This window comes from Providencia sp. PROV141 (assembly GCF_028481645.1).
In the GTDB taxonomy this organism is placed as follows: Bacteria; Pseudomonadota; Gammaproteobacteria; order Enterobacterales; family Enterobacteriaceae; genus Providencia; species Providencia rettgeri.
Map to the genome: position 1 here is coordinate 222,164 of NZ_JAMPPR010000018.1, position 11,341 is coordinate 233,504.

7 protein-coding genes are annotated in these 11,341 nt (G+C 43.5%); 1 reads left to right on the forward strand and 6 read right to left on the reverse strand.

The genetic code is table 11. The annotated features are described in order from the left end of the window. Positions 1 to 12: 12 nt before the first annotated feature. From rsmA to lptD, 4 genes are all read right to left on the reverse strand, one after another. Positions 13 to 822 carry a 16S rRNA (adenine(1518)-N(6)/adenine(1519)-N(6))-dimethyltransferase RsmA gene (rsmA, locus tag PSF09_RS13195; RefSeq protein WP_272683989.1) on the reverse strand — a complete coding sequence of 270 codons (810 nt, stop codon included), beginning with the start codon at positions 820 to 822 and terminating at the stop codon, positions 13 to 15. Then, positions 819 to 1,811 carry a 4-hydroxythreonine-4-phosphate dehydrogenase PdxA gene (gene pdxA / locus PSF09_RS13200; protein ID WP_210835382.1) on the reverse strand — a complete coding sequence of 331 codons (993 nt, stop codon included), beginning with the start codon at positions 1,809 to 1,811 and terminating at the stop codon, positions 819 to 821. The genes rsmA and pdxA overlap by 4 nt, the downstream gene beginning before the upstream one ends. Next, entirely contained in the window at positions 1,795 to 3,114 is a 1,320-nt protein-coding gene (gene surA / locus PSF09_RS13205; RefSeq protein WP_042851532.1) for a peptidylprolyl isomerase SurA, read from the reverse strand. The genes pdxA and surA overlap by 17 nt, the downstream gene beginning before the upstream one ends. Positions 3,115 to 3,451: 337 nt before the next feature. Beyond that, entirely contained in the window at positions 3,452 to 5,827 is a 2,376-nt protein-coding gene (lptD, locus tag PSF09_RS13210) for an LPS assembly protein LptD (RefSeq protein WP_272683990.1), read from the reverse strand. A 178-nt stretch (positions 5,828 to 6,005) separates the two neighbouring features. Here lptD and djlA point away from each other — a divergent pair, with 178 nt between their 5' ends. Then, positions 6,006 to 6,821, forward strand: a complete 816-nt coding sequence (gene djlA / locus PSF09_RS13215; RefSeq protein WP_210835374.1) for a co-chaperone DjlA — start codon at positions 6,006 to 6,008, stop codon at positions 6,819 to 6,821. Positions 6,822 to 7,312: 491 nt separating this feature from the next. Here the strand turns inward: djlA and rluA are convergent, their stop codons facing one another. After that, the gene (gene rluA, locus PSF09_RS13220; RefSeq protein WP_210835372.1) at positions 7,313 to 7,963 is read right to left on the reverse strand and encodes a bifunctional tRNA pseudouridine(32) synthase/23S rRNA pseudouridine(746) synthase RluA; all 651 of its coding nucleotides are present in this window, start codon (positions 7,961 to 7,963) and stop codon (positions 7,313 to 7,315) included. A 234-nt stretch (positions 7,964 to 8,197) separates the two neighbouring features. Further along, positions 8,198 to 11,104 carry an RNA polymerase-associated protein RapA gene (gene rapA, locus PSF09_RS13225; RefSeq protein ID WP_272683991.1) on the reverse strand — a complete coding sequence of 969 codons (2,907 nt, stop codon included), beginning with the start codon at positions 11,102 to 11,104 and terminating at the stop codon, positions 8,198 to 8,200. Positions 11,105 to 11,341 lie beyond the last annotated feature (237 nt).

Here is an 11,341-nt window from a genome sequence, read left to right on the forward strand (position 1 = left end):
TCCTTCAACAGACTATTCTGAACGGTTAGAGAGATAGTTTGCCATTTTACAATATTGTTCAACAGAAATATTTTCTGCTCGGGTGCTTAAATCAATACCCAGTTCTGTTAACTCTTCAACGCTGAATAAATCCCCAAGACTGTTACGAACAGTTTTACGGCGTTGATTGAAAGCTTGTGTGGTAATGCGACTTAAAAATTTAATGTCTTTGACCGGATATGGATTTTCACGATGAGGAATCAATCTAACAATGGCAGAATCTACTTTTGGTGCGGGTGTAAATGCAGTCGGCGGTACTTCTAATACAGGCACCACGTGACAGTAATATTGTGCCATAACACTCAAGCGGCCAAAGGCTTTACTGCCTGGGCCTGCAACTAGACGATTCACCACTTCCTTTTGTAACATGAAGTTCATGTCAGAAATAGAATTGGTGAATGTGAATAAGTGAAACATTAAAGGTGTGGAGATATTGTAAGGCAAGTTACCGAAAACGCGCAGGGGTTGACCTGCTTGTTTGGCTAATTCACCAAAATCTACTGTCATTGCATCTTGCTGAATGATAGTTAATTTATCTTTTAGTTGAGGATGAACATGTAAACGTGCTGCAAGGTCACGGTCAAGTTCAACCACAGTCATTTTATCGATTCGGCTACCGACAGGTTCGGTTAAGGCACCTAAGCCGGGACCAATTTCTACAATGGACTGACCCGGCAGCGGGTTCATGGCATCCACGATGCTGTCGATAATAAATTGGTCAGTTAAAAAGTTCTGCCCGAAGCGTTTGCGGGCAAAGTGCCCCTGATGGACTCGATTATTCATGTATTCTTAGATGTCATTTGGATAGCTAACTTTAATGCGGTGATAAAACTTCCCACATCAGCATGACCCGTACCTGCGAGTTCAAGGGCTGTGCCATGGTCGACAGAGGTACGGATAAAAGGCAGGCCGAGAGTAATATTTACTGCTCTGCCAAAACCTTGGTATTTTAACACAGGAAGGCCTTGATCGTGATACATTGCTAACACTGCGTCTGCATGGTCTAAATACTTAGCTTGAAATAAGGTATCTGCAGGCAATGGCCCAATCAAATTAATCCCTTTTGCGCGCAGGTTTTCGAGTGCGGGCTCTATCGTATCAATTTCTTCGGTACCCATGTGCCCGCCTTCTCCTGCATGTGGATTTAAACCACAAACATAGATGGCGGGTTTTTCAATACCAAATTTTGTTTGTAAATCATGGTGTAAAATCGTGATGACTTCATTCAGGCTCTGTTGAGTAATGGCAGCTGACACGTCCTTGAGTGGCAAATGCGTTGTGGCTAATGCAACACGCAGCTCTTCTGTAGCTAGCATCATAACAACGCGTTCACAGCCACTTCTTTCTGCAAAGAATTCAGTGTGGCCGCTAAATGGTACGCCAGCATCATTAATAATCCCTTTATGCACGGGACCTGTAACAAGCGCTGAGAATTCACCTTTTAAACAGCCGTCACAGGCTTTTGCTAAGCTTTCTACGACATATTGGCCATTATCAACATTGAGTACCCCTGCCTTTGCAGCCGTTGCTAAATGAACAGGTAGAACGGATAAACTGCCCGCAGGTTGTACTTTAGTGACTGTATTAGGGATATATTCGGTTAATGTCAGTGGCAAATTCAGTGCTTTGGCACGCTGGCGTAACAACTCAGGATCAACACAGGCAACCAGCTCAACAGGCCATTGCTGTTGAGCAAGCTGAATCAGTAGGTCAGGACCAATCCCGGCAGGTTCGCCGGGAGTGATGACAATAGGCTTAATTTGATTTTTCATCTGTAGATTGGCTATCACGGCCATCAACCATTTTCACATAAGCGGAAGCACGTTGTTCTTGCATCCAGCTCTGTGCTTCTTCATTAAATTTACGGTTGAATAGCAGACGGTACGCTTGGTCTTTTTGTGCCGCATCTGTTTTATCAACGTTACGAGTGTCTTCTAATTGAATTAAGTGCCAACCAAAATTTGATTGAACAGGTTGGCTTAATTCGCCTTTATTCAGTCTCATTAATGCATCACGGAAAGCCGGGTCGTAGACATCAGGCATATTCCAACCTAATTCACCACCTTTTAATGCGCTACCTGGATCTTCAGAATTCTCTTTTGCTGCATCTTCAAATGAAACTTTGCCTGAACGAATTTCCTGAGCAATTTTGGTTAATTTTTGTCTTGCCTGAGCATCATCCATAATTGGTGATGACTTAATTAAGATGTGACGTGCTTTCACTTCTGTGACAGAAATCGGTTGGCTGCCACCACTTACATCATTTACGCGTAAAATATGGTAGCCGACACCCGAACGAATTGGGCCAGCAATATCGCCTTTTTTCGCATTTTTCAGCTGCTCAGCGAAGACAACAGGTAATTCTTGTAGGCGCGACCAACCCATATTACCGCCTTTCAGCGCTTGAGGGTCTGCTGAATAAGCGATAGCTAACTTACCAAAATCTCCGCCTTTTTTCAGTTCAGCTAAAATTTTATTCACTAATGCTTCAGCATTTTTTAGCTGTTCTTGCGTTGGGTTTTCTGCCAACGGGATCAATATATGACTTAGATTAACGCCCATTTCATAATTGGCTTGTGAACTCATTTGCTCTGCCAGCGAATCAACCTCTTGAGGTAAAATGGTAACGCGGCGGCGAACTTCATTGTTACGCACTTCAGCGATCAGCATCTCTTTACGAATTTCGCTACGATATTGATTCATATTGATGCCATCTGCGGTTAAACGTTGTTGCATTTGCTGCAGTGTTAAACCGTTTTGACGAGCGATATCAGTAATAGTTGCATCCACGGCTTCATCTGGAATATTGATTTGCATTTGGCTAGCCATTTGCAAAATGATGTTATCCATAACGAGACGCTCGAGGATCTGATGACGCAGAGTTTGATCATCAGGCACTTGTTGGCGTGCGTTCTGAGCATTCAGTTTTACTGTGTTGATCATATTCTGGACGTCACTTTCCAGCACAACACCGTTATTGACGACCGCAGCGACTTTATCCATTTGCTGAGGCGCAGCCAAAGCAGTGGAGCTTGCGAACATCAGTCCCAGAATAAGCGTTCTCCAATTCTTCATAATGGTCCTATAAATATTGACTTTGATTCCGCAAAAGCGGGCTAATCTCTTTTTACTCGTCATACTTCAAGTTGCAGTGTTGTTGACTGCGTTCATTCGCACTAGTCACATACTCATGTATGCTCCTAGCGACTCATTCGCTTGTCGCCTAACTGCAACTCGAATTATTTAGAGTAAATACTCGTTATGCCTTAAGTTACAGTGTTGTTGACTACGTTCATTCGCACTAGTCACATACTTATGTATGCTCCTAGCGACTCATTCGCTTGTCGCCTAACCACGCACTTGTCGCCTAACTGCACCTCAAATTATTTCGAGTAAATTTATGTTATTTTTATCAGAAAGCACGTTGGTAAGGCATAATGCCACTTTCTAACATTTTCTGACTACCTAAACTATGATTGCTATTTAGGCCTCTAAGTTCCACATTGATTGACCATTTATTGTCATATTCACTGCTGAACTTCTCTTTTTGCCAACCAACTATCTTACGTTCATAGCCAAGATTGACTGCCCAGCAGCAAGTATTGTATTGCAAACCAACCAGTTGGCTCGCGGGTTGCTGTTGTTTAGTATCATAGTAATATGACCCGACAAAGCCCCAACGTTCGCTTAATGGCCAACTCACGACGGTACCCACTTGTGAAATACCACGTTGGTATTCAGGCAGTGTATAGGTATTGGCTGCATTAGGTGTATCTTCACGACGGAAGGTTGCTTGAATATAATCGCGGTCAACGAAACGGTAGTTCAACTGAACTAAACGATCAGCATCTAAACGGTATTCAGCAACAGCATTCCCCATTGTGACATTACCGAGACGGCGGTCGTATTGTAACCCACCGCGTAAGCCCCAGTTATCATCAATTCGCCACATAGAGTCAGTAGCCCACAATAATGAACCTGTGTTGCTTTTATCATCTATTGGGCGATTTGAATCACCTGCACGTGGGCGTTCAAAGTAATAAATTTGACCTACAGAGAAGTTAAAGCGCTCAGCTAATGCGTCGTCATAAACACGTGTTGTAACACCTGTGGTGAACTGGTTTGCAGAGGCGATACGGTCAAGGCCACTGTAAATTCGGTCACGGAATAAACCGCTATAGTCTGACTGCAGCAATGAGGAGTCAAAGTTATTGATATTATCTTGATCTTTATACGGAATATATAAATATTGGACACGTGGTTCTAATGTTTGAACGAAATCACTACCTTGGAAAAGGTCACGTTCGAAGACAACTTTTGCATCGCTTTTAAACATGGGTAGAACACGTGTAACATTTTTTTCTAAGCTAGTATCCGTATTCGAACGAGGAATATCTTGGTCGTAATGAGTTGCATACAATTTGATGCTGTTATTCATATTTGCCCAGCCATTAGACAATGGCAGGTTCACTTCTGGCTCGATGTGTAAGCGAGTTGCATCTGGGTTATTTTTACCCACACTTGTAAAACGAGCAGCTTGTGCGTAAGTATGCACATCAAAGGCACCTAAATTATTTTTATAATAATTGAAGTCCACTTGCGGCTCTGCTTTATAAGCACGCTTGTTGGGGTTATCTGCAAAAATTTGGAATTGCTTGTGAGTGACTTTCGCATTCCAGTTTGTATCTGAATAACCAGCACTGAATTTTTGCGTGGCGTAGCCATCAGTAGTGCTACCGTACTGGGAACTAAAGTCAGTAAAATAGCTAGGGTCGCTCACTTTGGTATAGTCAGAGCTGAAGTTCCAGTGCCCCGCGTAAGTCCCAGAATGGCGCCAGTAGAATAACCAACGGTCATCGCTATCACGATCTTCACGCTTACCACGTTCTTTGTCTTTGATATAAGCACGGTCATGATTTAGAAAATCAAAAGCCACGGTGCCTGTACCAGGAGCAATAAGGTAACGGAATTCATTATTTAATTTTACGCCACGGTGGGTCATAAATTGCGGCGTAATTGTGGCGTCGTAGTTTGGCGCAATATTCCAATAATAGGGTAATGAGAACTCTAGCCCATCGTTACTTGAATAGCTTCCCGTCGGAATTAAAAAACCGGAACGGCGTTTATTGCCAATCGGCAATTGCATATATGGGCTATAGAAAATAGGCACGTCACCAACTTTAAAACGTGCATGCCAAATTTCAGCGACTTCTTCTTCACGGTCGATAATGACTTCAGAGCCCGCGACGCTCCAGCTATTATTGCCGGGTAAACAGGTCGTGAATGTGCCGTTTTCCATAATAGAGTAACGGTTTTCACCACGCATTTTCATTTTAGTCGCATCACCACGCCCCTGACGGCCTACCATCATGTAGTTACCATCATTCACATCCGTGTTTTTATTATCTAAGTTAGACCACGCAGAAGGGCCTTTTAAGATAATTTGTGGGTCATCGTAGTGAACATTACCCGTGGCTGTTACTTCACGCACAGGGAGTTCACCCGCTGTTTCTGTTTGTGTGAGTTTAACGTTATCAGCGGTTAATGTTTGGTTCCCCTGTTGAATATCGACATTACCTTCATATTCAACAAAATTAGGGTATTCACCACGGACATCTTCAGCGGTAATGTGAATCGGCAGGTTGTTAGGGTCACCTTTTACAATCGGTTTTGTGTAAACAGGGACACCCAGCATACACTGCTGTGCAAGGTCAGCATGCGCTTGCTGACTATAAATTGCCGCCCATACCATGGTGGCGAGTAGTGTTGGATAGCTTTTTTTCATCATTAAATATGGGGTTCCGTCATCATTGGCATCGCCAGCAAACGCTCAAAGACTAACTTAGCCAACCACTTTGCGCCAGTATAATGTAAGAAACTTTACGCGCGGGTAGTTATGCATAGAGCTGAATGAATAGTATGATAATGCAAAATTGCATTTTGAGCATTGAAGAATTGAGGGATATATGCACTATTGGGGCAAAATTATTGGCGTTATACTCGCAATCGTCTCTGGATTGGGCTTTTGGGGAGCGCTAGTTGGGTTAATTATTGGGCATGGTTTTGATAAAGCATCGATTCAACGTAAATTTGCAGGGAGAATGAATAAGCGAGATCGTCAAATCATTTTCTTTGCGAGCACCTTCCAAATTTTGGGGCATTTAACGAAGTCGAAAGGCCGTGTAACCGAGACAGATATTCAGCTTGCGACTAATTTAATGGACAGAATGCAATTACATGGAGAAACAAGAAAAGCGGCTCAACAAGCATTTAGAGAAGGCAAATCCCCTAACTTTCCATTGCGTGATGTATTAAAGCAATTACGTATGGCCTGTTATGGCCGTTTTGACTTGATTCAGATGTTTCTGGAAATTCAATTACAAGCTGCTTTTGCTGATGGACAATTACACCCGAACGAACGAAAAGTGTTGTTTATTATTGCCGAAGAGCTTGGTATTTCTAAGGTTCAGTTTGAACAGTTCTTGGATATGATCCAAAGTGGTCGCCAATTTGGCCACGGTTACTCTCAGCAGCAATCAGGAGGGTATTATCAGCAATCAAATGGCCCAACCCTTGAAGATGCTTGTAAAGTGCTTGGCGTGTCTCCTAGTGATGACCCAACAAAAATTAAGCGGGCCTATCGCAAACTGATGAGCGAACATCACCCCGATAAACTGGTAGCGAAAGGTTTGCCGCCAGAGATGATGGAAATTGCGAAGCAAAAGGCGCAATCTATCCAAGCAGCTTATGACTTAGTCAAGAAGGAGCTCGGCTTCAAATAAATTTCCCTGTCATATTTCGCGCCGCAGCGTTGTTGGCCGCGCTCGCGCACCCTAGTCACATACTTTTGTATGCTCCTAGGGATTTGCTCTCTTGCCGCCTAGCTGCAACACGAACTATTTAAGGGAAATCAAGTTAACGAAGGAAAACCAAAAAATCTCACTTTGTTGTCTTCATTCACGAACCCTAGTCACGTAGTTATCTACGCTCCTAGGGATTCGCTCAATCGACGCCGTGTGGTAGCACGAACTATTTAGGGGAAATCAGGGGAATAATTGAAAACAAAAAATTCACTCATCCAAATAAAATGAGAATTTACTCTAGTAGGCAATGTACATTTTTCTGCATGTAGCGCTCGTTGTATCACGAACCCCTAGTCACATACGGCTGTATGCTCCTAGGGATTTGCTCTTTTACCGCCTAACAGCGATACAAACTATTTAGGGTATGGTGGGGGGAGGGAAATTAATCAAACGATCAAATAAATCTAGCGTTAAAAATCTGGTGGGCAGGTAAAATGCATTGGTGTGCCATATTCAGGATGGGTGATATATAACTCCTGAGCATGTAATTGTAAGCGAGGGGCGAGTGCTTTGGCTTCATCGTGAGCATAGAAACGGTCGCCTAATATTGGGTGGCCTAAAGCTAACATATGGACTCTCAGTTGGTGAGAACGTCCCGTAATGGGTGAAAGCTTTACGCGAGTCGCCAGTTCTTCATACTGTAAAACGTGGTACTCAGTTTGTGCTGATTTCCCCGTTTCGAAACACACCTTTTGCTTAGGGCGGTTTGGCCAATCACAAATTAGCGGTAAATCAATCAAGCCTTCTTCTTTTTCTAAATGTCCCCAGACACGAGCAATATAGAATTTTTTGGGCTCACGTTCCCTAAATTGGCGTTTGAGCTCACGCTCAGCCTTTTTGTGCAGCGCCACAACCATGACGCCACTGGTCGCCATATCTAAGCGATGTACAGATTCAGCTGCAGGAAAATCACGCTGAATGCGGCTCATAATGCTGTCATTGTGTTCAGGGGCTTTTCCAGGCACAGAAAGTAGCTCGCTTGGCTTGTTAACGACAATGATATGGTCGTCTTGGTAGAGGATGTGGAGCCAAGGTTCTAGCGGTGGATTGTACGGTATCATTCAATTACCCGTCATACTTCAAGTTGTAGGGGTGTTAGCTTCACTCAGCTACTCGGGTCACATACTTATGTATGCTCCCCGAGATATCTTCGCTTGCCGCCTACCTACAACTCGAATTATTTAGGGTAATCCTATTTTTATTACGCAAAAGTACGAAATAAAATAATTAGTTCGAGTTGTAGATTTTAAATTAATCATCGAGCCATAAAGTTTATATGGCTCGATTGTCACGGCTTACTGATGTGTCACCACCACTAAGCGAATGGCATCTAAGCGCCATGTGGCTTGGTCGATATTGGTCATCAGTTGCTGGCGCTCTTCTTCAATAATATCAAGCTCTTCATCACGGATATTTGGGTTGACCGCTTTTAGTGCTTCTAAACGAGAAAGTTCCAACGTCAGCGCCTTATCAGCCGCTTCTTTTGCATTTTCTATCAATGCCTTGGATTCTTTTTCGATCATTGGCTCAGATAAGCGTAATACCGAATGAACCTCATTTTGTACTGCATTTACCAGTTTGCTCGCCATATGGCGGTTAATGGCATTTAATTGGCGGTTAAAACTTTCAAACTCAACTTGAGATGATAAGTTATTGCCTTTTAAATCAATTAATAAGCGTACTGGAGTTGCTGGTAAGAAACGGCTGATTTGCAGGTTCTTAGGTGCTTGAGCTTCCACAACGTAAATGAGTTCAGTCAATAAAGTGCCAACAGGTAACGCTTTGTTTTTCAGTAAAGAAACCGCACAGCTGCCAGTATCGCCAGATAACACTAGATCTAAACCATTACGAATAATAGGGTGTTCCCAGCTGATAAATTGCGTATCTTCACGGGAAAGCGCTTGCTCTCTATCAAACGTGATGGTGCAGCCATCTTGAGGAAGTCCTGGGAAATCAGGTACTAACATATGGTCAGAAGGCGTTAGGATAATCAAGTTATCACTTTTGTCTTCTTGATTAATGCCAACGATATCAAAAAGATTGAGCGCAAAGTTAACCAATTCAGTATCGTTATCGCCTTCGCTAATTTCTTCAGCTAACTGATTACCTGACTCGCCACCGTTTGAATGCATTTCAAGTAAGCGGTCACGGCCTTGTTCTAATTGCAATTTTAAGCTGTCATGCTCTGCGCGGCAGGTTTTAATAAAATCATCAAAACCTTCAGTGACTGTCGGTTCAGCCATAAATTGCAGCAATGGTTGGTAGTATTTATCGTAGATAGCTCGGCCTGTTGGGCAGGTATGTTCAAAGGCATCTAAGCCTTCGTGGTACCAACGGATCAGTACAGATTGAGCAGTACTTTCTAAATAAGGCACATGAATGCTGATATCACGGCTTTGGCCAATACGGTCTAAACGACCAATGCGCTGCTCAAGTAAGTCTGGATTAAACGGTAGGTCGAACATCACCAACTGGTTTGCAAATTGGAAGTTACGCCCTTCAGAGCCGATTTCAGAACACAGTAGCACCTGCGCGCCTTCTTCTTGAGATGCAAAATAGGCAGCGGCTCGGTCACGCTCTAATAGTGATAACCCTTCATGGAACACGGCAGCACGAATGGCTTCGCGTTCGCGTAACACTTGTTCCAATTGTAGTGCGGTTGCGGCTTTCGCGCAGATCACTAACACTTTTTCATGGCGGTTTGCGGTCAAAAAGCCCATTAACCATTCAACGCGCGGGTCAAAGTTCCACCAAGTGGCATTTTCACCTTCAAACTCTTGGTAAATTTGCTCAGGGTAGAGCATTTCTTTTGCACGTGTTTCAACGTCTTTTTTACTGCCCATAATACCCGCCACTTTAATTGCGGTTTGGTATTGGGTGGGTAATGGCATTTTTAGTGAATGCAATTCACGACGAGGGAAGCCTTTGACACCATTACGGGTATTTCTGAACAACAGTCGGCTGGTACCATGACGATCCATTAACATGTTGATCAGTTCTTGGCGCGCGGCATTACCATCTTCACTTTCAAGGTTTGCAGCCTTTAATAGTGGTTCGATATCTTGTTCTTTGATTAACTCATTAAGTAAATTTTGCTGGTCATTAGTCAGTTTATCACCCGACAGTAACAGCGAAACCGCATCAGCAACAGGGCGGTAATTTTCTTGCTCAGCAATAAAGTCTTGGTAATCATGGAAGCGGCTAGGGTCAAGTAAACGCAGGCGAGCGAAGTGGCTTTCTTGGCCTAGCTGTTCTGGTGTTGCCGTTAATAGCAAAATAGACGGGATATTTTCAGCTAATGTTTCAATAACTTGATATTCGCGGCTCGGGGCAGTCTCGCTCCACTGTAAGTGGTGAGCTTCATCGACAACCATCATATCCCAGCCCGCTTCAACTAATTGGTCAAAACGCTGCTTGTTACGGCGGACGAAATCCAGTGAACACAGAACGAGTTGTTCTGTTTCAAATGGGTTATCGCTATCATGTTGTGCTTCACTGTAACGGCTATCATCAAACAAAGAAAAACGCAGATTAAAGCGGCGTAGCATCTCAACCAGCCATTGGTGTTGTAAGCTATCAGGAACGATAACTAAGACGCGCTCTGCACGGCCTGCCATTAATTGCTGGTGGATAATCATCCCCGCTTCAATGGTTTTACCTAAGCCTACTTCGTCAGCGAGTAATACGCGCGGATGGTGGCGTTTTCCCACTTCATTGGCAATATGTAATTGGTGTGGGATCAGGCTTGCACGAATACCGCGTAGGCCTGTCGCTTGGTGTTTGACTTGCTCGCTTTGGAATTTGCGCGCACGAAAGCGTAAAGCAAAGCGATCCATACGGTCAATTTGCCCGGCAAATAGACGATCTTGTGGCTTATTGAATGTGAGTTTGCTGTCGAGGAACACTTCTCTAAGGCTCACACCGGTTTCTTGCGTATCTAAACGTGTGCCGATGTAAGTCAATAATCCTTTATCTTCTTCAATGCTTTCAACTTGAAGTTGCCAGCCTTCGTGGCTGGTAATGGTATCACCTTCATTAAACATCACTCGGGTAATAGGGGCATCGCTGCTAGAGTATAGGCGGTTTTCGCCACTGGCAGGGAAAAGCAACGTTACCATACGGGCATCAATTGCCACGACGGCACCTAATCCAAGTTCGCTTTCTGTATCGCTGATCCAGCGTTGACCAAGAGTAAATGGCATAGATTTAACTTAATTCCATAAAATTGAGAGTTTATTTTTTAGATTTTTTAAGACAATTTTTATCAGTGTCTTCGCCCAGTGTTGGTGTAACTCATTAATAGTTACACAAGGAAGAGTTCGAATTATTTTAAAAATAGTCGTTACCTGATGATTAATTATACACATTTAATCATTCAAATTGCAGCAAAGTGAGCACTAAGGCGTTTGCTGGGCTTGTGGCCGGGACAATGAGTCAGT